Source organism: Streptomyces sp. NPDC001709 (assembly GCF_053596375.1).
The window spans coordinates 34,342-58,701 of record NZ_JBSFGB010000029.1; the positions used below are offsets into that span (position 1 = coordinate 34,342).

At 71.5% G+C, this 24,360-nt stretch carries 20 protein-coding genes; 3 read left to right on the forward strand and 17 right to left on the reverse strand.

The annotated features are described in order from the left end of the window. Positions 1-74 precede the first annotated feature (74 nt). The 8 genes from ACWC0C_RS33785 to rimP all read right to left on the reverse strand — a co-directional run bounded on the left by ACWC0C_RS33785 (position 75) and on the right by rimP (position 12,052). Positions 75-4,766: a hypothetical protein gene (locus tag ACWC0C_RS33785; RefSeq protein WP_450867931.1), complete on the reverse strand. Its 4,692-nt coding sequence runs from the start codon at positions 4,764-4,766 to the stop codon at positions 75-77. Between the two features lie 258 nt (positions 4,767-5,024). Further along, a complete protein-coding gene (truB, locus tag ACWC0C_RS33790) occupies positions 5,025-5,930 on the reverse strand; it encodes a tRNA pseudouridine(55) synthase TruB (protein ID WP_449201215.1) in 906 nt (301 codons plus the stop codon). Next, positions 5,927-6,385, reverse strand: coding sequence for a 30S ribosome-binding factor RbfA (gene rbfA / locus ACWC0C_RS33795; protein ID WP_449201214.1), 459 nt, complete (start codon positions 6,383-6,385; stop codon positions 5,927-5,929). Before rbfA ends, truB begins: the two co-directional genes overlap by 4 nt. Positions 6,386-6,446: 61 nt before the next feature. Then, on the reverse strand, positions 6,447-6,740 hold the full coding sequence (locus tag ACWC0C_RS33800) for a DUF503 domain-containing protein (RefSeq protein WP_059252917.1): 294 nt from the start codon (positions 6,738-6,740) through the stop codon (positions 6,447-6,449). A 163-nt stretch (positions 6,741-6,903) separates the two neighbouring features. Continuing rightward, positions 6,904-9,987, reverse strand: a complete 3,084-nt coding sequence (infB, locus tag ACWC0C_RS33805; RefSeq protein ID WP_450867934.1) for a translation initiation factor IF-2 — start codon at positions 9,985-9,987, stop codon at positions 6,904-6,906. A 165-nt stretch (positions 9,988-10,152) separates the two neighbouring features. Further along, a complete protein-coding gene (locus tag ACWC0C_RS33810) occupies positions 10,153-10,434 on the reverse strand; it encodes a YlxR family protein (RefSeq protein ID WP_449201212.1) in 282 nt (93 codons plus the stop codon). Between the two features lie 101 nt (positions 10,435-10,535). Beyond that, on the reverse strand, positions 10,536-11,522 hold the full coding sequence (gene nusA / locus ACWC0C_RS33815) for a transcription termination factor NusA (RefSeq protein WP_449201211.1): 987 nt from the start codon (positions 11,520-11,522) through the stop codon (positions 10,536-10,538). Between the two features lie 2 nt (positions 11,523-11,524). Beyond that, on the reverse strand, positions 11,525-12,052 hold the full coding sequence (rimP, locus tag ACWC0C_RS33820) for a ribosome maturation factor RimP (RefSeq protein ID WP_450867936.1): 528 nt from the start codon (positions 12,050-12,052) through the stop codon (positions 11,525-11,527). A 245-nt stretch (positions 12,053-12,297) separates the two neighbouring features. Here rimP and ACWC0C_RS33825 point away from each other — a divergent pair, with 245 nt between their 5' ends. The 3 genes from ACWC0C_RS33825 (at position 12,298) to ACWC0C_RS33835 (ending at position 14,255) form a co-directional block, all read left to right on the forward strand. After that, complete coding sequence (locus ACWC0C_RS33825; RefSeq protein ID WP_449201209.1) at positions 12,298-12,798, forward strand: hypothetical protein; 501 nt, start codon at positions 12,298-12,300, stop codon at positions 12,796-12,798. Then, the gene (locus ACWC0C_RS33830) at positions 12,795-13,286 is read left to right on the forward strand and encodes a ferritin-like domain-containing protein (RefSeq protein WP_449201208.1); all 492 of its coding nucleotides are present in this window, start codon (positions 12,795-12,797) and stop codon (positions 13,284-13,286) included. Before ACWC0C_RS33825 ends, ACWC0C_RS33830 begins: the two co-directional genes overlap by 4 nt. 69 nt (positions 13,287-13,355) lie before the next feature. Further along, entirely contained in the window at positions 13,356-14,255 is a 900-nt protein-coding gene (locus tag ACWC0C_RS33835; protein ID WP_450867938.1) for an aminoglycoside phosphotransferase family protein, read from the forward strand. A gap of 64 nt (positions 14,256-14,319) precedes the next feature. Here the strand turns inward: ACWC0C_RS33835 and ACWC0C_RS33840 are convergent, their stop codons facing one another. From ACWC0C_RS33840 to ACWC0C_RS33880, 9 genes are all read right to left on the reverse strand, one after another. After that, a complete protein-coding gene (locus ACWC0C_RS33840) occupies positions 14,320-16,023 on the reverse strand; it encodes a proline--tRNA ligase (RefSeq protein WP_450867940.1) in 1,704 nt (567 codons plus the stop codon). 100 nt (positions 16,024-16,123) lie between these two features. Continuing rightward, positions 16,124-16,654, reverse strand: a complete 531-nt coding sequence (locus ACWC0C_RS33845; RefSeq protein ID WP_449201205.1) for a GNAT family N-acetyltransferase — start codon at positions 16,652-16,654, stop codon at positions 16,124-16,126. Between the two features lie 20 nt (positions 16,655-16,674). Further along, positions 16,675-17,523 (reverse strand): GNAT family N-acetyltransferase, encoded by an 849-nt coding sequence (locus tag ACWC0C_RS33850; protein ID WP_449201204.1) that lies wholly within the window; start codon positions 17,521-17,523, stop codon positions 16,675-16,677. Between the two features lie 41 nt (positions 17,524-17,564). Further along, on the reverse strand, positions 17,565-18,005 hold the full coding sequence (locus ACWC0C_RS33855; protein WP_450867942.1) for a hypothetical protein: 441 nt from the start codon (positions 18,003-18,005) through the stop codon (positions 17,565-17,567). A gap of 128 nt (positions 18,006-18,133) precedes the next feature. Then, entirely contained in the window at positions 18,134-18,394 is a 261-nt protein-coding gene (locus ACWC0C_RS33860) for a hypothetical protein (RefSeq protein WP_449201202.1), read from the reverse strand. Then, positions 18,391-22,749 carry a DUF6531 domain-containing protein gene (locus tag ACWC0C_RS33865; protein WP_450867944.1) on the reverse strand — a complete coding sequence of 1,453 codons (4,359 nt, stop codon included), beginning with the start codon at positions 22,747-22,749 and terminating at the stop codon, positions 18,391-18,393. The genes ACWC0C_RS33860 and ACWC0C_RS33865 overlap by 4 nt, the downstream gene beginning before the upstream one ends. Beyond that, the gene (locus tag ACWC0C_RS33870) at positions 22,746-23,123 is read right to left on the reverse strand and encodes a WXG100 family type VII secretion target (RefSeq protein WP_450867946.1); all 378 of its coding nucleotides are present in this window, start codon (positions 23,121-23,123) and stop codon (positions 22,746-22,748) included. Before ACWC0C_RS33870 ends, ACWC0C_RS33865 begins: the two co-directional genes overlap by 4 nt. Before the next feature lie 103 nt (positions 23,124-23,226). Further along, positions 23,227-23,424, reverse strand: coding sequence for a DUF397 domain-containing protein (locus ACWC0C_RS33875; protein WP_450867947.1), 198 nt, complete (start codon positions 23,422-23,424; stop codon positions 23,227-23,229). Continuing rightward, positions 23,421-24,275 (reverse strand): helix-turn-helix domain-containing protein, encoded by an 855-nt coding sequence (locus tag ACWC0C_RS33880; RefSeq protein WP_450867948.1) that lies wholly within the window; start codon positions 24,273-24,275, stop codon positions 23,421-23,423. The genes ACWC0C_RS33875 and ACWC0C_RS33880 overlap by 4 nt, the downstream gene beginning before the upstream one ends. Positions 24,276-24,360: the final 85 nt, after the last annotated feature.

A 24,360-nucleotide genomic window follows, 5' to 3' on the forward strand; every position in this document is an offset into this window, starting at 1 on the left:
CCGGGTGCCGCGGGCCCGCATCGGTATCGGGGCTGTGACCGGGCGCACGTCCACCGCCGTCCCTCGATGGCCCCTCACGCCGGTACGCGGACGCCCGCCAGGTTCTCGAGCATGCGGCGGGTGCTGGGGCCCACCACGGCGGCCCAGTCGTCCGGGGTGGCGGCCAGCCAGCGGGCCATCCGGGCCGCGAAGCCGGGCACGTGCCGGCCCAGGTCGACCAGGCCGCGGTCGAAGCGGGTGGCGCCCTCCGGGGTGCGCACGAGGAGCAGGCCGGTGCGGTGGACCAGTCCGCGGACCTCCTCCTCCCGGCTGTCGTCCGACTCCCCGCCGTCGCCGTGCTCGGCCGCCGCGTGCAGGACGGCGTCCAGCACGGACGGGTCCCGTTCCCTGGCGAGCAGCAACTCCAGGAGCTCGCGGCGCAACGGGCGGGAGGCGGGGGTGCCCGCGGCGGCGAGAACGGCGGCGAGGGCCTCGCGGAGCTGCTCCGGGGCGTCTTCCAGCAGGCCGGTGAGCAGGGGCAGCAGGACCGGGCGGGTGGTGGGGCCCTGGGCGAGGCGCCGGTCGACATGGGCGGCGATGTGTCCGGCGGTCCGGGGGCGGAGCCGTGCCGCCTCCTGGAGCAGGGGCGCGACGCGGCGGGCGAGGGCAGGGGTGGTGACGTCGGTGAGCGCGCGCAGCACTTCCCCCGGGTGCGGGCCGGCGTGCAGCCGGGCGCGGAAGGCCGCCAGGACCGGTTCGGGATGGGTGGTCAGGGCGGGCGCCAGGGCGCTCGGCCGGACCTGCGGGTCGTCGTCGGCGAAGTGCCGCAGGGCCGCGGCGAGGTGCCGGTCGCGGGTGTGCGGATCGCGGACCAGCAGGGCGAGGGCGCCGCCGTGCAGGGTGCAGTCGGCGGGGCGGGCCAGCAGGGCGAGGGCGGCGTAGCGCAGCAGCTCGCGGTCGGCCTCCGAGCGGACGTGCGGGGCCGCGCGCAGGGCGTAGGCCACGGCCGCGACCCGGCGGGCGGGCCGCTCGTCGTGCGCCCAGCGGTCGACGGCCCGGCAGACGGCCGACGGCTCGTCCTCGGCGAGCGTGGCGAGCAGTTCGTCGGCACGCCGGTGGGCGCTCGCCACCAGGACCTCGGTGAGGTCGTCCAGCGCGCCGTGCCGGTGGGTGTGCAGCAGCGCCTGTGCCGCGGTCGCGACGGTGGCGTGCGGGGTCGCGGGCAGCGGCCGTTCGTCGTCGAACCAGCGGGTCAGCCACGGCTGTACGACGGCGGGGGCGGCGGCGAGCAGCCGGGCGGCGGCGTCCAGGTAGCGTTCGCCGGCCTCCGGGGGCGCCTGGTCGGCCAGCACGAGCCGGCGCAGCAGGTCGAGCCGCTCGGTGTCGCGGACCGGCAGCTCGGTCCAGAAGCCGGGACCGAACTCGGCCGGGACGGGCCGCTGTGCGCGGCGCCAGCCGACGATCCGTTCGGCGAGCAGCCGCAGCACCTCGGTGTACGGCGTCGCGTCCGGGACCTGGAGCAGGGTGCGGGCGAGCAGCCGGGCGGCCCACCAGGAGCCGGGGTCACGATCCAGGGCGTCCGTCAAGTCCCGGAGCCTGGCGGCGAGTTGGCTGACGCCGTGCTGCCTGGCAAGGAGCAGCAGGGCCTGGACGACGGGGCCGACGCGATGGTGCGGCACGGGCACGGGGGCGGTCTCCCGCGCGGCACGGGGGCGGTGGACCAGGGCGCGCAGGGCCTCGTCGAGGTCGAGATGCGTGCCCTGGATCCAGTCGGCCAGCTCCTCGTGCGCGAAGCGGTAGCCGCTGCCGGCCGGGACGAGGAGGCCCTCGGCCAGCACGGCGGACGCCCAGCCGGCGCCGCCACCGAGCCGGGCCGGGGCGGGCCCCCAGGGGAACACCGCCTCGAACGACGCACGGTCCAGCTCTCCGTGCCCGGGGCCGAGGCTGCGCCGGGCGGCCTCGTGCACCTGGCCGGCCACGCGGGCCGCGAGCCTGCGTACGGCGGTGCCGCGCAGGCCGCTGTCGGCGGCGAGCCGGACCGCGATCCGCAGACACATCAGGTCGAGGTGGGCCGCGAACACCTCATGCCGGTCGACCGGCCCGCAGTCCTGTGCCTCCGGGGCGGCTGCCCGGACCTCGGACAGCAGGTGGAGGGTGAGCGGATGCCGGGCGTCGCGATCGGCGAGCGCGCCGTCGGGGATCCCGTAGCGGGCGCGGGCCAGGCGGGCCTCGTCCTCCGTCAGATCGGGGAGGCGCAGGCAGGGCGGGAGGGGGGTGGGGGGCGACGGCCTGGTGGGGCTGATGAGCGTGATGGGCGTGGATGGGACGGGGACGTTCGCGGTGCTGGGGTCGAGCGTGGCGGCGGGAACGGCGCAACGGACGGCGCCGCCGGGAACAGCCTCGGGGTTCCCGGGAGGCGCGGGGCCGTCGGAAGCCACGGGCTCGGCGGGCGCCGGGGAACCGCAGGGCTCGGGCGGGGCTGTGGGCCCCGTGAAACCGCCCGGAGCAGAGGGAGCAGCCCCGGGAGAGGCCGGACCGACAGGAGCTACGGGCGCGGCAGGAGACGCCGGACCAACAGGAGCCACCGGCGCGGCGGAACCAACCGGCACCGCAGGAGCCGTGTGAGTGGCGGGAGCCGACAGGTTCGCCGGAGCCACGGGGGGCACAGACACCGTCACAGCCGCGGACGCTCCAGGCACCACCGGACCCCCGAAGGCCCCGGGAGCCGTGTGAGCGGCGGGAGCCGACAGGTTCGCCGGAGCCACAGGGGGCACAGACTCCGTCACAGCCGCAGAAGCTCCAGGCGCCACCGCACCCCCGAAGGCCCCGGGAGCCGTGTGAGCGGTGGGAGCCGAAAGGTTCGCCGGAGCCACGGGGGGCGCAGACGCCGTCGCAGCCGCAGAAGCTCCGGGCGCCGCTGGAACCGCAGAGTGCCCAGGAACCCCAGGACTCATAGAGGGCCCAGGCTCCATAGAAGCCCCTGAAGACCCAGACCCCGTCGAAACCCCGGAAGCCCCAGACCCCGTCAAAGCCCCAGAATGCCCAGGCTCCATCGAAACCCCGGAAGGCGCAGACGCGGTCGAGGCCCCGGAAAGCGCCGACCCCGTCGAAGTCACCGAAGACCCAGGCCCCGTTGAAGCCCCGGAAGGCACCGATGCCGTCGAACCCCCCAAAGGCACCGACGCCGTCGAAGCCGCCGCAGACCCGGACCCCGTCGAAGCCGCCGCAGGCCCTGGCGCCGACCGAGTCGCCGGAGCGTGCAGCAGGTCCGGGGGGAATTCCGCTCCCGCGCGCTCCCAGTACTCCTCGCGGCAGGCCACCACCAGGCGTGCCCCGGTCTCGCGCAGCCAGGTGGCCGTTTCCCTGGTCCAGTCGGGCAGGCGGTGGGCGAGGACGGGGGGCATCTCCTCGGGGCCGTCGAGGAGGAGCAGGAGCGGGCGGCCGGCGCGGGCGGCGAGGTGGGCCAGGTGTTCGGGGGTGAGGTCGCCGAGGGATTCGGGATGGGCGTTGTGGGCGGCGGCGACGATCCGGGCGGCCCGTTCCAGGGTGCGGCGGGCCGCGTCGGCCACCGAGCCGTCGGCGTCTTCGAGGTCGGCGCCGCGCAGCCACAGCGTCGGGGCGGGCCGCTCACCTCGGGCCCGGCGGGCGGCAAGGGCCGCGAGCTCCGTCGTACGGCCGCTGCCCGAGGCGCCGACGAGCCCGAGCACGCTGCTCTCGCCGTCCGTGAAGGCGGCCAACTCCCTTACGACACCCTCGCGTTCGACCGGTTCCACGGCACCGGCGACGAAGCCGTGCGGGCCGTCCTGGCCGACCGAGGTGGCGGTCAGCTGCAGGATGCCGGCCAGGTTGAGGTCGGCGCCGTAGGCCGGCACGGTGGCCGCGTTGCGGGCGAGCAGCTCGGCGAGGGAGTCGTCGGCGGGCCGTAGCGGCACCGCGAAGCCCGTGTCGCTCAGCGCGGAGTGCAGTGCGGTGCCGAGGACCCCGAGGACCGCGCCGGTCCGCGCGTCGAGCACCGGTCCCCCGGCCGCCCCGCCGCCCAGCCGCAGCGCGTCCCGGCCGGCGGTGCCGATGGCCAGCTCCAGGGCGTCCGGGAGCAGGTGGAAGCGGTCGGTGGCGGTGTACGTCACCTCGGTCGCGGCCAGCACCCGCGCCTCCCGCCAGCAGCCCGCGGGGACCCGTACGTACGTGCCGGCGTCGATGCGCTCCCGCACGGTCAGCGGCAGCGGGTCCAGGCCCAGACCCGCGGTGCGGACGAGGGCCAGATCGAGGTCGGGCAGCGGGGTGACGTCGTCCGCGGTGACCACACAGGTGAGGTCACCGCCCGCGGCGTGCAGCACCAGCCGGGGCAGGCCGTCGACGGTCTCGTGGCTGGTGACCAGGGTGCCCTGGTGATCGGCGAGGAATCCGACGCCTCGGGGGCGGCCGGCGAGGTCGCGGATCTGGATGAGGGCGGGGTCGGGGCGGGAGCCGCCGTGCTGCGTGGTGGGGGCGGCCGTGGGGTGGGAGTGGCTTGCGCCGTCAGCGGCACCTGTGGGGCCGCCGGGGCCTGCGGGGCCTGCGGGGCCGGTTCCTGTCGGGCCGCCGATATCTGTGGAGCCGGTACCTGTGGTGTAACCGATACCGGTGGTGTAGCCGATACCGGTGGTGTAGCCCGTGCGGTCGGCCGCTGTGGTATCCCCGTCGCCCCTACGGCCCCGGTGTGACCGTCGGGAGCCGTCCGCCGTCTCCCGCGTACCGTCCGCCGCCGCCCCGCGACCGCTCCCGGTGCGCGGGCCCCGTCCCGCCATGGCCGTACCTCCCCGCCCTTACCGCGTGCTCTGTCTCCCGACGGTAGGCGCGCGATGATCGGCGGGACAGATCGCGTGGCGAAAGCGCCCCCTTCCGCTCCCCCGCTTCACTCCGAGCGCCTGCCCGGACGGGTGAATAGGCGGGAGCCGCTGGATAACCCTAGAGGTGGGGGAACCGAGGGGGGACCGTGGAGCGGCGGCAGGGGCTCACCCCGTGGCCTGGCCGCCGCTCCACGGACAGCATCCGCGACAGATGTCTCAGCCGAAGACGGCCAGGCTCTTGGCCTTGCCCTTGTGCTGCTCGACGAGCGCGAGGAAACGGCCCTCGCCGTCGAACACGGCCACGGGACCGGCGCCCGCGTACTCGTCGGGCATCTCCAGCCGGACGCCGTTCAGCAGCAGCCGGGCGCGCCGGGCGTCCACCTGCCAGCGCGGGAACGCGGCCGTCGCGGCCTCCGCGATCGGCATCACGGTCAGCTCCTGCTGGAGCTGGTCCAGCGTCTTCGCCGTATCGATCTTGTACGGCCCGACGCGCGTGCGGCGCAGCGCGGTGAGGTGGCCGCCGACACCGAGGTCGGCGCCCAGGTCGCGGGCGAGGGCACGGATGTAGGTGCCGGAGGAGCAGACGACGGAGACGACCAGGTCGAGGACCGGGGTGCCGTCGGCGGCGACGGCGTCCCGGACGTCGTACACCGCGAAGGAGGAGACCTTCACCGGCCGGGCGGGGATCTCGAACTCCTCGCCCTCGCGGGCCCGCTTGTACGACCGTACGCCGTCGATCTTGATGGCGCTGACCCTGGACGGCACCTGCATGATGTCGCCGGTCAGTTTGGCGATCCCGGCGTCGATGGCGTCCCGGGTCACCTTGGAGGCGTCGGTGGACGAGGTGATCTCGCCCTCGGCGTCGTCGGTGATCGTGTTCTGGCCCAGGCGGATGGTGCCCAGGTACTCCTTCTCGGTCAGCGCGAGGTGCCCGAGGAGCTTGGTGGCGCGCTCGACCCCGAGGACCAGGACACCGGTCGCCATCGGGTCGAGGGTGCCGGCGTGGCCGACGCGGCGGGTCCTGGCGATCCCGCGCATCTTGGCGACCACGTCGTGCGAAGTGAAGCCCGACGGCTTGTCGACGATGACGAGGCCGTCGGGCGTGGTGTGCTTCTGGGTCATTCCGCGGCGTCGCCGTCCGTCTCGACCTCGTCCTCGGCCGGCTTGCGGTACGGGTCCGCGCCGCCCGCGTACGACGCCCCCGCGGAGGCCTCGCGGACCTTCGCGTCGGACTGCCGCGCCTTGTCGAGGAGGTCCTCGATGGTCCGGGCGGTGTCCGGCAGGGCGTCCGCGACGAAGGTCAGGGTCGGCGTGAACTTCACACCGGCCGCGCGGCCGACCTCGGAGCGCAGGATGCCCTTGGCGCTCTCCAGTCCGGCGGCCGCGGCCTGCCGCTCCTCGTCGTCCCCGTAGACCGTGTAGAAGACGGTCGCCTCCCGCAGGTCACCCGTGACCCGGGTGTCCGTGATGGTGACGTGCGAGCCGAGCCGCGGGTCCTTGATCCCGCGCTGCAGCTTCTGGGCCACCACCTCCCGGATGAGGTCCGCCAGCCTTTTCGCCCGCGCGTTGTCGGCCACTGGTCCGTCTCCCGTTCTTTCTTCTGCTTGCGTTCTGTGGTCTGGTCGCCGTCGGTCGTGTTCAGTCGTCTTCGCCGTGGAAGCGGCGTCGGACCGACAGCAGCTCCACTTCGGGGCGGGCGGCGACCAGCCGTTCGCACCGGTCCAGTACGTCGGTGAGATGCGCCGCGTCGCCGGAGACCATGGCGAGGCCGATGATCGCTCGCCGGTGGAGGTCCATGTGGTCCACCTCTGCCGCGCTCACCGCGTACTTGCGCTGGAGTTCGGCGACGATCGGGCGGACGACGGAGCGCTTCTCCTTCAGCGAATGGACGTCGCCGAGGAGGAGGTCGAAGGACAGAGTCCCCACGTACATGTTGTGTGCCGGGTATACCCGCCGGTACGGGATCGATGGCCTGGGGCCACGTTACCGCTTGGCCGTCCGTGACTCGACCGGGTTTCCCGGGCACCGTTGCCCCCGGGAACGGCGCGCTGGCCGACAGGACCGAAGTCCCGTCGGCCAGCACGAACCGTGGGCATTACACCCGCGGCTTCTCCCGCATCTCGTACGTCGCGATGACGTCGTCGACCTTGATGTCGTTGAAGTTTCCGAGGTTGATACCACCCTCGTAGCCTTCGCGGATCTCGGTGACGTCGTCCTTGAAGCGACGCAGGCCCTCGATGTTGAGGTTCTCCGCGACCACCTTGCCGTCGCGGATGAGGCGCGCCTTGGTGTTGCGCTTGACCTCGCCCGAGCGGATGAGGACACCGGCGATGTTGCCCAGCTTGGACGACTTGAAGACCTCGCGGATCTCCGCCGTACCGAGCTCGACCTCTTCGTACTCCGGCTTGAGCATGCCCTTGAGGGCCGCCTCGATCTCCTCGATCGCCTGGTAGATGACCGAGTAGTACCGGACGTCCACGCCCTCGCGCTCGGCCATCTGCGCCGCGCGGCCGGCCGCACGGACGTTGAAGCCGATCACGATGGCGTCGGAGCCCATCGCCAGGTCGATGTCGGACTCCGTGACCGCACCGACGCCGCGGTGCAGGACGCGGATGTCGACCTCTTCGCCGACGTCCAGCTGGAGGAGGGAGGACTCCAGGGCCTCGACCGAGCCAGAAGCGTCACCCTTGATGATCAGGTTCAGCTGCTGGACCTCGCCGGCCTTCAGCACCTTGTCCAGGTCCTCCAGCGACACGCGGCGCGTGCGCTTGGCGAACGCGGCGTTGCGCTCACGGGCGGCGCGCTTCTCGGCGATCTGACGGGCCGTACGGTCCTCGTCCACCACCAGGAAGTTGTCGCCCGCACCCGGGACGTTGGTCAGGCCCAGAACCTGGACCGGCGTCGAAGGTCCGGCCTCGGCAACGTTGTTGCCGTTGTCGTCGAGCATGGCGCGCACTCGGCCGTAGGCGTCGCCCACGACCATCGTGTCGCCGACCCGCAGCGTGCCTCGCTGGACGAGGACCGTCGCCACGGCACCGCGGCCGCGGTCGAGACGGGACTCGATCGAGATGCCCTGCGCGTCCTGGGCCGGGTTGGCCCGCAGGTCGAGCGAGGCGTCGGCCGTGAGGACCACGGCCTCCAGCAGCGAGTCGATGTGCAGACCCTGCTTGGCGGAGATGTCGACGAACATGGTGTCGCCGCCGTACTCCTCGGCCACCAGGCCGTACTCGGTCAGCTGACCGCGCACCTTGGTCGGGTCGGCACCCTCGACGTCGATCTTGTTGACCGCGACGACGATCGGGACGTCGGCCGCCTTGGCGTGGTTGAGCGCCTCGACCGTCTGCGGCATGACGCCGTCGTTGGCCGCGACGACCAGGATCGCGATGTCGGTCGACTTCGCACCACGCGCACGCATGGCGGTGAACGCCTCGTGACCCGGGGTGTCGATGAAGGTGATCTTGCGCTCTTCGTCGTTGACCTCGGTCGCGACCTGGTAGGCACCGATGTGCTGGGTGATGCCACCGGCCTCGCCCGCGATGACGTTCGTCTTGCGGATGGCGTCGAGCAGGCGGGTCTTACCGTGGTCGACGTGACCCATGACGGTGACGACCGGCGGACGGACCACCAGGTCCTCCTCGTCGCCCTCGTCCTCGCCGAACTCGATGTCGAAGGACTCGAGCAGCTCGCGGTCCTCCTCCTCGGGGCTGACGATCTGAACGCTGTAGTTCATCTCGTCGGCGAGGAGCTGCAGGGTCTCGTCGGAGACGGACTGCGTCGCGGTGACCATCTCGCCGAGGTTCATCATGACCGCGACGAGGGACGCCGGGTTGGCGTTGATCTTCTCCGCGAAGTCGGTGAGCGACGCGCCGCGGGAGAGACGGATGGTCTCGCCGTTGCCGCGCGGCAGCATCACGCCGCCGACGCTCGGGGCCTGCATGGCCTCGTATTCCTGGCGACGCTGCCGCTTCGACTTGCGGCCACGACGCGCGGGACCACCGGGACGGCCGAAGGCGCCCTGCGTGCCACCACGGCCACCGGGACCGCCGGGACGGCCACCGAAGCCGGGACGGCCACCGCCGCCACCACCACCGGGACCACCGGGACGGCCGGCGAAGCCGCCACCGCCACCGCCGCCGCCGGGACCACCGGGACGGCCGGCGAAGCCGCCACCGCCGCCACCGGGACGGGCGAAGCCGCCGCCACCCGGACGACCGCCGCCGCCACCGGGACGACCGCCGCCACCGGGACCGCGGCCACCGGGACCACCGCCGCCGGGACGCGGGCCGGCAGCGGGACGCTGCGGCATCATGCCCGGGTTCGGACGCGGACCGGCCGGGCCGGGACGCGGACCGCCCTGCGGGCGGGGCATGCCGGACGGAGTCGGCCGGGGACCGCCGGGAGCCTGCGGACGCGGACCGCCGCCCTGGGCGCCGGGCGCCTGCGGACGGGGACCGGCGCCACCGGCGCCACCGGGGCCGCCGTGGCCACCAGGACGGGGACCGCCCTGCGGGCGCGGGGCCTGCGGGCGGGCCATGCCGGTGGAGCCACCGGAGGTGAAGGGGTTGTTACCCGGACGCGGACCGGCCGGACGGGCACCGGGACGCGGAGCCTGGCCACCGGGACGCGGACCACCCTGGCCCGGACGGGCCGCCTGGCCCTGACCGGCACCGGCCGGACGGCCGCCGGGCTTCGGGGCACCGGGGCGGGCGCCGGGACGCGGACCCTGCGCGGCCGGAGCCTGCGGGGTCTGCGCGGCCGGAGCGGCCGGCGGAGCGGTGAACTCCGGGGCGGCCGGGGCCGGACGCGGCGCGGGCTTGGGGCCCGGAACCGGACGCGGGCCCGGGGCCGGCGCGGGGGCCGACGGAGCCTCGGAGACCGACGGGGCAGCGGGCTGCGGAGCCGTCGGAGGCTTGGGGGCGGCCGGCCGCGGGGCAGCCGGACGTGCCGCCTGCGCCGGAGAGGGCGCGGCGGGCTTGGGGGCGGCCTTGCGCGGGGCGGGCTTACCGGCGGACTTGCCGGAGCCACCCTGGAAGGCGTCGGTCAGCTTGCGTACTACGGGCGCTTCGATGGTCGAAGACGCCGAACGGACGAATTCACCGAGTTCCTGGAGCTTGGCCATGACGACCTTGCTCTCCACACCGAACTCCTTGGCGAGTTCGTAGACCCGGACCTTAGCCACTTCGCTCCTTTGAGGTCCGGGTGAAGCCGGACCGTCGCTAGTTCATGGGCGTACTCATCGCGTACTCATCGAGTGCTCATCGCAATCTCGACCTGCTTTCGACTCGCGAGGTACCAGGCCGCACGGGGGGTTCCGCGCGACATGCTTTCTTACGGTGTTGCCTGCTCAGCAACTGTCTGTCTGCCCGACGTACCGGCGCAACGCCTTTATGTCGAGCGGTCCCGGGACGCGCAGCGCCCGTGGGAACGCCCGGCGGCGCACCGCCTGGTCGATACAGACGGGGTCGGGGTGTACATACGCACCCCGGCCGGGCAGCGTACCGCGTGGATCGGGAACGCACCGCTCCTGATCCGCTACGGTCCGCAGCAGCTCGTCCTTGGCCGCTCGCTGCCTGCACCCCACACAGGTGCGTTCAGGGCATGCACGGGCACGCGTCCGGCCAGACACCCTTTAGTCTACCTCCCCGTACCGACCTCACCCCTTTGGGGGAGAAGTCGAACAGTTGCTGCATGCAGCCTGACGTGATCTCAGCGTCGCGCGGCCGAGATCTATTCCCCGGCCTGCTCGGTGTCGGGCCGGATGTCGATCCGCCAGCCGGTGAGGCGGGCGGCGAGGCGGGCGTTCTGCCCCTCCTTGCCGATCGCCAGCGACAGCTGGTAGTCCGGGACGGTCACCCGGGCGGAGCGGGAGGCGAGGTCGACGACCTCCACCTTGCTCACCCGAGCGGGTGACAGGGCGTTCGCCACCATCTCGGCCGGGTCGTCCGACCAGTCGACGATGTCGATCTTCTCGCCGTTCAGCTCGCCCATCACATTGCGCACCCGGCCGCCCATCGGGCCGATGCAGGCGCCCTTGGCGTTCAGGCCCGAGCGGGTGGACCGTACGGCGATCTTGGTGCGGTGACCGGCCTCACGGGCGATCGCGGCGATCTCGACCGAGCCGTCGGCGATCTCCGGCACCTCCAGGGCGAAGAGCTTCTTCACCAGGTTGGGGTGCGTACGGGAGAGGGTGACCGACGGTCCGCGGACGCCCTTGGCCACCCGGACGACGTACGAGCGAAGCCGCATGCCGTGCGGGTAGGTCTCGCCCGGCACCTGCTCCTGCACCGGCAGGATGGCCTCCAGCTTGCCGATGTCGACCAGCACGTTCTTCGGGTCGCGGCCCTGCTGGACGACGCCGGTGACGATGTCGCCCTCGCGGCCGGCGTACTCACCGAGCGTCGCGTCGTCCTCGGCGTCGCGCAGCCGCTGCAGGATCACCTGCTTGGCGGTGGTGGCGGCGATCCGCCCGAAGCCGGTGGGGGTGTCGTCGAACTCGCGGGCCTCCTGGCCCTCCTCGAGGTCCTCGGGGTCCTCCTTCGCCCACACGGTCACATGCCCGGTCTCCCGGTTGAGCTCCACGCGCGCGTGTCGGCGGCTTCCCTCGGTGCGGTGGTAGGCGATGAGGAGGGCCGACTCGATCGCCTCGACCAGCAGGTCGAAGGAGATCTCCTTCTCCCGAACCAAGCCCCGCAGGGCGCTCATGTCGATGTCCACGGCTACGCCTCCTCCTCTTCCTTCATGTTCTTCTTGTCGGTCTCATCGGTCTTGTCCTTGCGGCCGAACTCGACCTGCACGCGCGCCTTGGCGATCTCCGGGAAGCCGAGTCGGCGGCCGGTGGCCTTGCGGCCCTTGACCCCGGGCACCTCGACGTCCAGCCCGTCCTCGTCGACCTTCAGGATCCGGGCGACCAGCTCGCCGCCCTCGGTCAGCTGGAACTTCACGAGCCGGTCGGTGGCGCGCACGAAGTGCCGGTGCTCGGTGAGGAGGCGCTCCGCGCCGGGGGTTCCGACCTCCAGGTCGTACGCCGCGTCACCCATCGCGTTGGTCTCGTCGAGCTTCGCCGAGAGCGCACGGCTCACATCGGCGATGGCATCCAGATCAGCTCCGGTGTCGGAGTCGACGACCACGCGCAGCACCCGCTTGCGTCCGACGGAGTCCACGGCGATCTCTTCGAGATCCAGTCCCTGGGAGGTGACGAGCGGTTCGAGCAGCTCTCGCAGCCTCTCGCTCTGGGTGGTGCTCATCCGGGTGACTCCTCGGCCGCGTGTGCTGTTGTGGGATGGGGCGCGTGTCTGGTCAAAGGGTATCCGGTCACGAGGGGTGTTGCCGTCCCCTCCGGGGGTGGGGCGGCGTGCCCACGAGCTCGGGGGGGCTGTCGGGTGGGTCCGCTGAGCCGGTGACATGAGGCGCGGGGATGCGCGGGTACCGTGATCACGGCGGGGCGGCCTTCCCGCCCGTGTGTTCGTACCAGCCCCCGAGGACGTCAGCCGTGCCGTACCCCCCACCCTTGCGCGCCCCCTCGGGGCCGCGCAGAAGATCCCTGCTCGCCTCGGCCGCCGGTGCCGCCCTGCTGGTGGGCTGCTCGGCCGAGCCGGATCCCGGTGGCGGCGGACCGTCGGCGTCGGACCGGGCACGCGCGCGTGCGGCGCGGGACAGCCGGGGGCTGCTGGAGCGCTACGACGCCGTCATCGCCGCGCACCCGGGGCTCGCGGAACGACTGCGTCCGCTGCGCGCCCAGGTCGCGGCACACGTCGCGGCCTTCACGGACGGTGCGACACCCACGGCGACCACCACCCCATCGGCCTCCCCCGAACCCGTTCCGGCCGGCGAGAAGGACGCGCTCGCCGACCTGGCCACCGCCGAGCGCGTCCTCGCCAACTGGCGTGCCAAGGACCTGCTGGAGGTGCCGGGCGAGCTGGCGCGGCTGCTGGCTTCGGTGGCGGCGGCCGGCGCCACGCACGCGTACCTGCTGACGAAGGGGGCGAAATGAGCGGCGAGGCGAAGGCGGCCGAGCTGACCGCGCTGCAGGCGGCGCTGGCGGCGGAGCACGCGGCGGTGTACGGGTACGGCGTCGTCGGCGGCCGGATCGGCGCCGCGCATCGGACCCAGGCACGGGCGGCGTACGACGCCCACCGGGCGCGCCGGGACACGCTGACCCGTGAGGTCCGCGATCTGGGCGGGCAGCCGGTGGCCGCGGACGCCGCGTACGCGCTGCCGTTCCCGGTGCCGGACTCGGCCGCGGCCGTACGGCTCGCCGCCCGGCTGGAGGAGCGGGTGGCAGGTGTGTACGCCGACCTGGTGCGGGCGGCCACGGGCGCGCGGCGCGGCTCGGCCGCGGCGGCGTTGCGGGAGGCCGCGGTGCGCGCGGTGCGCTGGAGCGGGGAGAGCGTAGCCTTCCCTGGGCTCGCCGAGCGGGCCGGCGAACCGGCGGGCGCGGCCGGTACCGCGCCGTCGGCCTCCGCCTCGGTGTCGCCGTGACCTGGTGACCCGCCGAGCGCCCGTTACGACGACCCGGACTGGATTGGACTGGAAGGGAACGACTCGCGCATGGCTTTCGAACCGCCTCCGCGCCTGGTACGGGCGCTCGGTGAGACGGCACCGGCCGGGGACGACTGGCTGGCACGGCTGCCCGAGGCCGTCGAACAGGCCGTCGCCCGGCGCGAGTTGACCGTGGAGCGGGTCCAGGTGCCGGGCGGCCGCAGCAGCCTGGTGGTGCTGGTGCGGCAGCCGGACGGCACCCCCGCCGTACTGAAGCTGGCCCCGCCCAGGGCCCGCCCGGAGAGCGAGCGGGCGGCGCTGGCGCACTGGGGCGGACTGGGCGCCGTACAGCTGCTGGAAGGCGATGCGGAGGACGGCGCGCTGCTGCTGGAGCGGCTGCACCCGGATGTGTCGGTGCGGTCGCTGCCGGAGGCGAAGGCGCTGCTGGAGGCGGCGGGGACGCTGCGGCGGCTGTGGGTGGAGCCGCCGGCCGGTCCCGCCTTCGAGACGGTCGCCGAGCGCACGGGGCGCCAGGCGGCGGCGATGCGGGCGGGCGCGGAGGCCGACCCCGAGGTGGCGCCGCTGGTCGACGCGGCGCTCGCGGCCCGCGAGGAGCTGCTGGCCGCACCGCCCGAGCACCGGTTGCTGCACGGCACGTTCCGGCAGAGCAAGGTGCTGGCCGGGGAGCGGATGCCGTGGCTGGCGGTGGGGCCGGATCCGGTGGTCGGTGAGTGTGCCTTCGACCTGGCCCGGTTGGTGCGGGACCGGGTGGAGGACCTGATCGCCGCGCCGTCCGGAGCGGCCGTCGTACGGCGGCGGATCAAGCGGCTTGCCGAGTCGCTGGACGTCGATCAGGAGCGGCTGCGCGGCTGGACGCTGTTCCGCGCGGTGGAGTCCGGGGTGCGGGCGCTTCGCGTGGGGCGGCCGAAGGACGGCGAGTTGCTGCTGGAGTTCGCCGGCTGGCTGTAGGACCGCCGAAGCCCCCCGAGCCGCTGCGGGCTTCGGGGGGCTTCTTCGAAGGTTTCCCCTGACGCTACGCGGTCAGGCGGGCGATCGCTTCCTCGACCGGCAGTTCCTCGCGCTCGCCGGTCTTGCGGTCCTTCAGTTCCAGGACGCCCTCGCCGGAGCGGCGGCCGGCGACGAGGATCTGGGGGACTCCGATCAGCTCGGCGTCGGTGAACTTCACGCCCGGGGAGACGCCGGCCCGGTCGTCGACCAGGACGCGGACGCCCGCGGCGGCGAGCTTCTCGGCGACGTCGAGGGCCAGCTCGGTCTGCAGGGCCTTGCCGGCGGCGACCACGTGCACGTCGGCCGGGGCGACCTCCTTGGGCCACACCAGGCCCTTGTCGTCGGCGCTCTGCTCGGCGATGGCCGCGACCGCGCGGGAGACGCCGATGCCGTAGGAGCCCATGGTGACGCGGACCGGCTTGCCGTTCTGGCCGAGGACGTCGAGCTTGAGGGCGTCGGTGTACTTGCGGCCCAGCTGGAAGATGTGGCCGATCTCGATGGCGCGGTCCAGCTTCAGGCCGGTGCCGCACTGGGGGCAGGGGTCGCCCTCCTGCACCACGACGACGTCCACGTACGCGTCGACCTCGAAGTCACGGCCCGCGGTGACGTTCTTGGCGTGCGTGTTGTCCTTGTTGGCGCCGGTGATCCAGGCGGTGCCGGGGGCCACGCGCGGGTCGGCGATGTACGTGACCTTCTCGCCCAGGCCCTGCGGGCCGACGTAGCCGCGGACCAGGTCGGGACGGCCGGCGAAGTCCGCCTCGGTGACCATCTCGACGACGGCCGGGGCGAAGTGCGCCTCGACCTTGTCCAGGTCCACCTCGCGGTCACCGGGGACGCCGACGGCGACGATCTCGCCGTCCACCTTGACCAGCAGGTTCTTCAGCGTGGCGGAGGCGGGGACGCCGAGGGAGGCGGCCAGGGTCTCGATGGTCGGGGTGTCGGGGGTGGGGATCTCCTCCAGCGCGGGCACGGCCGAGGCGTCGATCTCCTTGAGCGCGTAGGTGATCGCCTCGGTGTTGGCGGCGAAGTCGCAGTTCGGGCAGTCCGCGAAGGTGTCCTCGCCGGCCTCGGCCGGGGCCAGGAACTCCTCCGACTTCGAGCCGCCCATGGCGCCGGCGGTGGCTGCGCAGATGCGGTAGTCGAGGCCGAGGCGCTGGAAGATGCGCTGGTATGCCTGGCGGTGCAGGGCGTAGGACTGGGCGAGGCCCTCGTCCTCCAGATCGAAGGAGTACGAGTCCTTCATCAGGAACTCGCGGCCGCGCAGGATGCCGGCGCGGGGCCGGGCCTCGTCGCGGAACTTGGTCTGGATCTGGTAGAGGATCACCGGCAGGTCCTTGTAGGACGTGCACTGGTCCTTGACCAGGAGGGTGAAGATCTCCTCGTGGGTGGGGCCGAGGAGGTAGTCGCCGCCCTTGCGGTCCTTGAGGCGGAACAGTTCCTGGCCGTACTCGTCCCAGCGGCCGGTCGCCTCGTAGGGCTCGCGCGGCAGCAGGGCGGGCAGCGAGACCTCCTGGGCGCCGACGGCGTCCATCTCCTCGCGGACGATCCGCTCGACGTTGCCGAGGACCTTCTTGCCGAGGGGCAGCCAGCTCCAGATGCCGGCGGCCGTGCGGCGGACGTAGCCGGCGCGGACGAGGAGCTTGTGGCTGAGGACCTCGGCGTCCGCCGGGTCGTCGCGCAGCGTCTTCGCCATCAACTGGGACATGCGCTGGACCGGTGCGTTGGCCATGGTTCTCGTACTCCTGCCGGGAAAGGGTGATGGCATAGGAGGTTAGCCGGGCTGGCTGCGCGGGCGGAAATCGGATATGGCGTCGTCTTTATTCGCGGCTTTATTTGCGGCGCAGCGGCAGGGGGGCTCCCATCACGGCGTACGGCCGCGGCGCGCTCGGGAAGTGGACCTGGCGGGCCAGGTCGACGTACCCGAGGGAGAAGTACAGACCGCGGGCGGGGCTGTCGGTGTCGATCGCGGAGAGGATCGAGCGGGGTTCGTCGGCGGAGTCGGTGATCGTGGTGATGAGCCGTCGCCCGATCCCGCGGTTCTGGTGGTCGGGGTGGACGTGCAGCTCCGTGATCACGAAGGAGTCGTCCAGCCAGTGGTCGTTGCCGGCCGCGCGGAGGTAGGGCTCCACGACGGTGGACCACCAGTGGGTGCGGCTGTTGGGCATGCCGTAGACGAATCCCACGAGGTGGCGACCGACTCTCGCGCCGAGGGCCCTCGCGCCCGGGAACTGCATGTGGCGCTGGACGATCTGCCGGCGTACGGCGACCTCGTCGGGGCCCAGTCCGAAGGCGACGGCTTGGACGGCCAAGGCCTCGTCCACGTGGGCAGCGAGGTCCAGGGAGCCGATCACGAGGTCCATGCCCGGAGCGTACAGGGGGCTCAGAACAGCACGCTCATGAAGGCGCCGACCTCGTGGAAGCCCACGCGCAGGTACGTCCTTCTCGCCGCCGTGTTGAAGTCGTTCACATAGAGGCTGACGACCGGGGCGACGTCGGCGAGGGCGTAGCGCAGGACGGCCGCCATGCCCGGTGCCGCCAGGCCCCTCCCCCGGTACTCGGGGGCCACCCAGACGCCCTGGATCTGGCAGGCCTGGCTGGTCGCGGCGCCGATCTCCGCCTTGAAGGCGACCTTGCCGTGCTCGTCGAGGCGGGCGAAGGAGCGGCCGGCGCCGACGAGTTCGGCGACGCGGGCCTGGTACAGCAGACCGCCGTCACCGGCCAGCGGTGACACACCGACCTCCTCGGTGAACATCGCCACGCACGCCGGCATGATCGTCTCCATCTCGTCCTTGCGGACGCGGCGGACGTAGGGGTCGGGGGCGATGTCGGCGGGCATGCCGTCGGTGACCATCAGGGGCTGGTGGGCGCGGACCTCGCGGGCGGGGCCCCAGTGGGGTTCGAGCAGGCGCCACAGCGCGGCGGTGGCTTCGGCGGGGCCGACGATGGAGGAGCAGCGGCGGCCGGCCCGGCGGGCCCGGTCGGCGAAGGCGCGGACGGCGCGCGGGGTGGCGCAGACCGGGACCAGGTTGGCGCCCGCGTAGCACAGGGACGTGAGCATGCCGTCCTCGTACCAGCCCCACATCTCGCCGCCGAGCCGCCAGGGGTCGAGGCCCGCGATCTGGACCCGTGAGGTCACGAAGGCGTTCGCGACCGGCTCACGGTCGAGGACGGCGAGCGCGGCGTCGAGGTCACTCGGTTCGAGCACCCGGGAGGTGGTCTGGGTCAACACGTGCGGGGCCTCACCCTGGGGGTTCTGCTGGTCCCGGAACTTTACCCCGAGCGTTTGTGGAGCGCTTCTGGGCGAGGACGGCTCAGTAGGACGGCATCGAGGGTGGGCGTCTCCTGCCCCGGGAACTCGCGCATCTCCTGGCCGTGCACCGACCGGAGGAACTCCCTGACTTCGTCGATGGTCGTCTGCCACTCAGAGATCTCATGCCCGTCCTCGTCGACCGTGGATCGCGGTTCCACGAAATGCCAAGGCTCATCCGGCGTGAAATCCTCTTCGATTCCCTCGAGGAAAATAATCGAGTTCTGGACGTAGATGACGCTTCCCGACCGGTAGACGGGCCAACAGAAAATAAAGTTACTGTTCGCTGGATCCGTGATGGATGCAATGAGACACGATACGGCGTCATCAGCCCGCTCGAGAACCTTCAACGCCCGAAACCAGCTGGCCTGATACCGTTCTACATCCCAGTAGGTCAGGTCCATCGGAAAATTCTCTCCGAAGTCCCGCACCGCAATGCGGCCCACCGCGCCAACGCCGGCCGCGGCTTCGGTGGGCGATGGGACGGAGACGACCCGAATGGAGAACGTGTCACTTCTTGAGGTACCCACGGTTATGTGCCGATGTCCCGAAGCCGCCGCGCGATATCGATGTCCCTCTGGAGTGCGCTGAGCCGCGGCGGCTCTCGGCTGGAGTCGAGGACGACGACGCGCAGCCGATCTCCGACCTGGGGGGGTGCGGTGCTCGGATCCCACCAGGAGGGATGCTTCACCTGATCGATGAATCCGGTCTCGCCGTCAGCGTCGACCTTTGCCCCCACAGGAGCCACCGCGACCACGGTCACGTCGAGCTCCTGATGATTGCGGAACGTCATTTCGGTCCTCCGAATATGGAAACCCAGCTGCGTCCCTGGGTCAGCTCGTTGAACCGATCCAGCTTCTCCACCGGAATTTCGAACTCTAGGCGCGGCGCCCCGTTGGGGCCGTTGTAGTCGTGGATTTTCGCATGCTCGCCGAATTCCTCAAGGAACGACGGATGCATGTCATACTTGACCATTCCCTTGGCAAAGTTCGCACCCGTCGGCCCAGCGTACTCCGCTGCGACGGCCCGTTCGCCGAAGTAGATCTTCCCGTCGGACATGATGCCGCCGCCGATGTCCACCCCAGGCTGGTGGTTGGCCGGATTCGGGCCGTTCGCAAGTTCGTATTCAGCATGCGCTCCCTTCGGGGTCCGGTAGATGGGAATGTAGTCCGGCGCCAGGCCCAGGTAGTCCGTCCACGACAGGGGGTTCGGCACATAGGTCGAGGAGTTGGGCGCGGGTGCGAGTCCGAGCGGGTCGGGGGTGAGGTAGCGGGCGGTTTCGGGATCGTAGTGGCGGAAGTAGTTGTAGTGGAGGCCGGTTTCGGGGTCGTAGTACTGGCCCGGGAAGCGCAAGGGCGTGTAGGTCGTGCTGTCTGCCGCCCACGCCGTTGTCCCCCACAGCGTGCTGCGGGTACGCCAGGCTATGTCGCCCTGCTCGTCCACGAGTTCGTTCGGGGTGCCGACCAGGTCGGTGACTATGGCGAAGAAGCGGGAGTCGATCTCATCCTGCGGGGCATCCGCCGCCGTGATGCGTTCGGTCTGGGCGAGGGGGCGTAGGCCCTGGTGGTCCCAGGTGAGGGTGACCGGGTTGGGGAGGGACGAAGAGGTCGTCGTCTGTTCGCAGAGAGTCGTGCCGTCCCAGGTGAAGTCCACCCTCTCCAGCACCGTTTCGGCGTCTTCCGCCAGGCGGAGTTTTGCCGTGCGGCGGCCCAGGGGGTCGTAGGTGTAGCGCCAGCGGGAGCCGTCCGGGGTCACCACCGATGTCAGGCGGTCCTCCGCGTCCCATTCGTACTGCCAGGTGTCCGGTTTCCTCGACAGGCGGGTCTTCTGGCGGAGGGTGATGCGGCCGAGGGCGTCGTGTTGGTAGCGGACGTTGCCGGCTCGGGTGATGCGGGTGCCCGTGTAGGTGCGGGTGCCCGTTGCCTCCGTGCCCGGGTGGTTCGTCGGCCAGGTTGCCTCGGTCTGGTTGCCTGCCGCGTCGTACGCGTACCGCTCCGTCCAGCCCGCCGCATGGACCGCCGTTACCCTGCCCGTCGCGTCCAGGTCGAAGCGGCGGGAGCCGGAGAGGTGGTCTTCTATGCCGGTCAGGTTGCCGTCGGCTCGGTAGGTGTACGTCCTGCTCTGCAGCAGGCGGCCCGCTGTGCCCGTCACCGACTGAGTGGTCAGGCGGCCCAAGGGGTCGAAGGTGTGCTGCAGGGTGATCGTTTCGCCTATGTGGCGGGTCAGTTCGCGGCCTGACTCGTCGTAGGTGAAGTCGATGGTGCGACCCGACGCCACCATCCCCGTGCGGCGGCCTGCCTCGTCGTACGTCCAGGTGCTGTGGGCGCCGGTGGGGGTGGTGCGGGCGGTACGGCGGCCCAGGGTGTCGTATGCGTACGTCACCGTGCGGCCGTTGACCGTCTCGGAGTGCAGGCGGCCGTAACGGTCGCGCAGCAGGCTCAGTGTCGTGCCGTCCGGGCCCGTTGCCTGGGCCAGTTGGTCGGTGAAGTCGTAGGCATAGGTGGTGACGTCACCTGCGGCGTTCTTGGTGGCGATGCGGCCCAGGGCGTCGCGTTCGAAGGACGTGACCTCACCGAGGGCGTTCCGGCGTGAGATCAGGCGCCCCGCCGGGTCGTACTCGTAGGTGAGGGTGCGGGCGTCGAAGTCCGTCTCCGACAGCAGGCGGCCGACCGGGTCGTAGGCGTACTCCCACGTCAGACCCTGCGGGTTCGTGACCTTCGTCAGGCGCAGTTCCGCGTCGTGGGTGAACTCGTAGCGGACTCCGTCCGGACCTGTGCGGGCCGACAGGAGGTCGAAGTGGGTGTACTCGAAGTGCGTGACACCGTCCAGAGAGTCCGTGTGGCTGGTGCAGTTGCCCTCGCCGTCGTACGTCCACGACTCCGTCGTGCCGTCGGGAGCCGTACGGCGGGCCAGACGGCCTTCCACCGTCCATTCCAGGTGAGTCGTCGCGCCGGTCGGGTCCGTGATCGCGACCGGGCGGCCGAAGGCGTCCCGGTCGTACCTGGTGACTGCGCCGAGTGGGTCGGTCACCTCGATCGGGAGGCCCGCCCGGTCGCAGAGCACCTTCGTCGTGTGGCCCAGCGGGTCCGTCACCGACGTCAGATGACCGGCCTCCGTATAGGTGAAGCGCGTGGCCTGGGCCGCCGGGTCCGTCACCGAGGTGCGGTTGCCCCGGTCATCGTAGGTGCTGCGGTGTGTGTTGCCGTCCGTGCCGGTCACCTTGACCGGCAGGCCATGGCCGTTGTAGTCCGCTCTCGCCTCGCGGCCGTCCGGGCGGAGGACCGAGATGAGGTTGCCCTCGTCGTCGTAACGGAACATGGTCGTATGACCAAGGGGGTCCGTCGTGGAGAGCAGTCGGTTGTAGCGGTCGCGGGTGAAGTGGGTCGCCGCGCCCAGCGGGTCTATTTCCGTTACGACCTGGCTGTTGGCGTTGATGAGGTAGCGGCGGGTGTGGCCCTCACCCGTCACCGTGCTGGTGACCCGGTGGCCTGTCGCCGGGTCCGTGTCGTCGTACGACAGGCGCAGGGCCATGTGGCCGTGTGAGCCGCTCTCGGCGATGCAGCGGTCCCGGTCGTCGTACTCGTACGTGTAACTGCGGTTGTTCGTGTCCGTCCAGGACACCACCCGGGCGCGGTCGTCGTAGCCGAAGCGGAGGGGGAGGCCCGAGCTGTTGATGACCTCCGCCAGGTGGCCTTCGGGAGAGTAGCCGTAGCGCTTGATTTCTACGTCGGTGCCGTCGGGGGCCGCGCCCGCCAGGTGCAGGGCCGTGATGCGGTCACCGGCTGTCGTGATCTTCAGGCGGTAGCCGCCGGAGGAGGCGATCGCCAGCGGGGTGCCCTTGGCGTCGTACTCGAAGGTGAGCCAGTTGCCGTTGCGGTCGTCTATCTGTTCCAGGACGGCCCGGTCATCCGTCTGGTCGGCAAAGTGCCAGACCCGGCCCGAGCGGAGGTCCGTGATCGTGTAGCCGCCGTCGACGCGAGCCAGGGGCCAGCGGTTGCCGCCGTGGGTGGGGACGGTCGGGGCGCCGGGCTGGGGGTGGGGGTAGGTGAGGAGGAGGCCGTCCTCCGTCACGAAGATGACCCCCTCGGCGTCGATCGCCAGGTGCTGGTCGACCGTGGAGGACCAGGACGGGCCGAACCAGTGGCCCAGGCGGTAGCCGGACTCCACGCGGCGGGTGAAGGTCAGGGGGAGGGTGCCGGGGAGTACGACATCCGTCTGCGGCAGGTACATCTTGCCGGTGACCAGGTCGACCGGGTCGGTGTTGTCGTCCTGGACCTTGTTCTTCGGGTTCTCCGCCACGCCCTCGGGGTCCTCGCCCGCCGCCTGGCGAGCGTCGCCTGCCGCACCCTGCTCGCCCGCGCGCAGGTCGGTTCCCAGGCCGTCGAGTTCGCTGGGCAGGGCGCGGGCGCCGGGGATCGAGATGCCGTCGAACAGGGCGCGGAAACCGCCCGCCTCGCCCGCCGCCCTGGCCAGCGCACCGCCGCCGCCGAAGGCGCCGCCGAACACCATCCCGGACGTCGCGGCGTCGCTCGCCTCGTCCAGGCTGAAGCCCTTGCTCTCGCCGGTGGCCATGGCGACCGGCTGGCTGACGGCCAGGTCGACGGTGACCGACTCGACGCCGCCGATCGCGGCCGTGGCCAGGGTGGTACCCGCGATGGTGGCGATCTCGGTGGAGACCTCGATGCCGAGTGTCCCGGCGAGTTCCACGATGCCCGCGGTGGCCGCCGCGGCCGCGCCCTCGGAGATACCGGCCGTGAAGATCGCCAGCGCCGTACCCGCGACGATGGTCGCGCCGACGATCTCCAACTCGTGTTCCAGGCGTGTGACCGCGTGGTGGACGGCATCGGCGTACTTGTCCAGCGCCTTGGCCATGTCACGGGCGGCGTCGGCCATGTCCTTCAGCCAGCCGTGGCCGTTGTAGTGGTAGCGGCGCCAGAACGGGTCGTCGAAGGCGGAGATCGCCTCGCCCTTGTTGTCCTCGATGATGTGCCGGGCCGACTTGTTCGCCGCCGACAGCACGTCCTCGATGTCGTCCGCGAAGGTACGCCAGGCCTTTGCCGCGTCGCGCAGCCCGCCCTCGTCGGCCGCCGGCCACCACATGCCGGTGAGGTCCTGGACGATCTCCTTCGCCTTGTCGGCCGCGCTCACTTGGCCTGGCCCCCGCCCTCGCCCTGGCCGTGCACATGGATCCGGCTGAACATCGAGCGGACGAGCTGCTCGTTGTCGATGTGGCCGTCCGCCATGTCGCTCATCGCCTCGTGGATGCTGGCCAAGCCCTGAGCGAGGATGTTCGCCGCGTTCTCGATCTTCGTGACGTTCGGGCCGTAGGCGTCGTGGAACTCCTTGCCCTGCTTGTCGTCACCCCACGGCGAACCCGCCGCCGCCAGCGCCGTCTTGAGCTTGGTGAGCGCCTTCGTGAGATCGGTACTGTGCGTCTGGAAATGCGGAGCCGTCTGCTTCAGATCGTCGATCTTGATGTCGAGTATCTTGCCGTCGCCGCCGCTGCCGCCCTGGTCGCCCATGGTGCCGCGCCCCTCCCCGTCAGTCTGCTCAACAGCTCGAAAACACTAGTTTCCAAGACGCGTTCGCAAACGGGAGCGACACCAATGGGCGGTAAAGATCCGTTCAGGATTGCGCAAGACCGAGGAACGCCTGCCAGGCGGCGGGGGGCAGCGTGAGGGTGGGGGCGGTGGCGGGGTTCTGCTTGGAGTCTCGTACGTGGATGGTGGTGGGGCTGGTGGCGACCTCTACGCATTCGCCGCCGTCACCAGTGCTGTAGCTGGACTTGAACCACGTCAGTTCGGACGACTCTTCGACCATCATGTCTCTCCCAGCAACTTCTCTACGAGGGCCAGTGATTCACTCGGCGTCAAGGCCTGGGCGCGCAGGATGCCGTACTGCTCCTCTAGCTCCCTGACCGTCTGACGGTCGGTGTAGAGGCGGCTGCTCTTGTAAGCCTCCACATAGGCGATCCTGCGCCCTTCTTTCGTTTCGATCAAGGTGAATGGGCCTCCAAGTCCAGCATGCGACTCGCGAGCCATGGGCATCACCTGGATTTCGACGTTACGGCGCTGCCCATAGAGCAGGATCTGCTCCAACTGCCCACGCATCACTGCCTGTCCGCCCAGTGGCCGACGCAGAAGGTGCTCCTCAATCACGAAGCTGATGGTTGGGAACACTGACTGGGCGAAGACGTCCTGCCGGGCCAGACGGGCCGCGACCCGCTTCTGAACAGTCTCCTCGTCCACGAGCGGACGCCACATCCTGAAGACCGCGAGCGCATAGTCCTCCGTCTGGAGCAGGCCCGGGATCGCCTTCGTAGCGAACACATGCAGCGCAACTGCCTTCTTCTCCAGTACCGCCGCATCCTGGAAGAACGCCGGATACTGCGCCTTCTCCATCTCCTCGATGAAATCGACCAGCACCCCGCGTGCGCCCAGCACCTCGTCGGCCTGCATGATGAACCTGGCCGACGGAATGCGCCTGCCCTGCTCGAACGACGCGATGGTCGCCGCCGAGTACCCGGTACGGGAGCCGAGTTCGGCGCGCTCCATGCCCGCCTGTGCCCGTAGCCGCTTCAACAGCCGCCCAAAGATGAGCGGGACGGCCGAATCCGGACCGGACTCGCCCTCGGGCTCCGTTACTTCAGGCTCTGCCTGAACTTCCTCGCTCACGTACACCCCCAATGCCCTCGCGCCACCGCCGGTCACGGCGCGCCCGTGTACAGCGGCACCCCACGCTCGTACAACGCGTGAACAG

Coding starts and splice junctions, on each gene's coding strand:
- ACWC0C_RS33785 (WP_450867931.1), bottom strand. CDS start 4,766: ATGGCGGGACGGGGCCCGCGCACCGGGAGCGGTCGCGGGGCGGCGGCG.
- truB (WP_449201215.1), bottom strand. CDS start 5,930: ATGACCCAGAAGCACACCACGCCCGACGGCCTCGTCATCGTCGACAAG.
- ACWC0C_RS33800 (WP_059252917.1), bottom strand. CDS start 6,740: ATGTACGTGGGGACTCTGTCCTTCGACCTCCTCCTCGGCGACGTCCAT.
- rimP (WP_450867936.1), bottom strand. CDS start 12,052: ATGAGCACCACCCAGAGCGAGAGGCTGCGAGAGCTGCTCGAACCGCTC.
- ACWC0C_RS33830 (WP_449201208.1), top strand. CDS start 12,795: ATGAGCGGCGAGGCGAAGGCGGCCGAGCTGACCGCGCTGCAGGCGGCG.
- ACWC0C_RS33835 (WP_450867938.1), top strand. CDS start 13,356: ATGGCTTTCGAACCGCCTCCGCGCCTGGTACGGGCGCTCGGTGAGACG.
- ACWC0C_RS33840 (WP_450867940.1), bottom strand. CDS start 16,023: ATGGCCAACGCACCGGTCCAGCGCATGTCCCAGTTGATGGCGAAGACG.
- ACWC0C_RS33845 (WP_449201205.1), bottom strand. CDS start 16,654: ATGGACCTCGTGATCGGCTCCCTGGACCTCGCTGCCCACGTGGACGAG.
- ACWC0C_RS33855 (WP_450867942.1), bottom strand. CDS start 18,005: ATGGACCTGACCTACTGGGATGTAGAACGGTATCAGGCCAGCTGGTTT.
- ACWC0C_RS33860 (WP_449201202.1), bottom strand. CDS start 18,394: ATGACGTTCCGCAATCATCAGGAGCTCGACGTGACCGTGGTCGCGGTG.
- ACWC0C_RS33870 (WP_450867946.1), bottom strand. CDS start 23,123: ATGGGCGACCAGGGCGGCAGCGGCGGCGACGGCAAGATACTCGACATC.
- ACWC0C_RS33875 (WP_450867947.1), bottom strand. CDS start 23,424: ATGATGGTCGAAGAGTCGTCCGAACTGACGTGGTTCAAGTCCAGCTAC.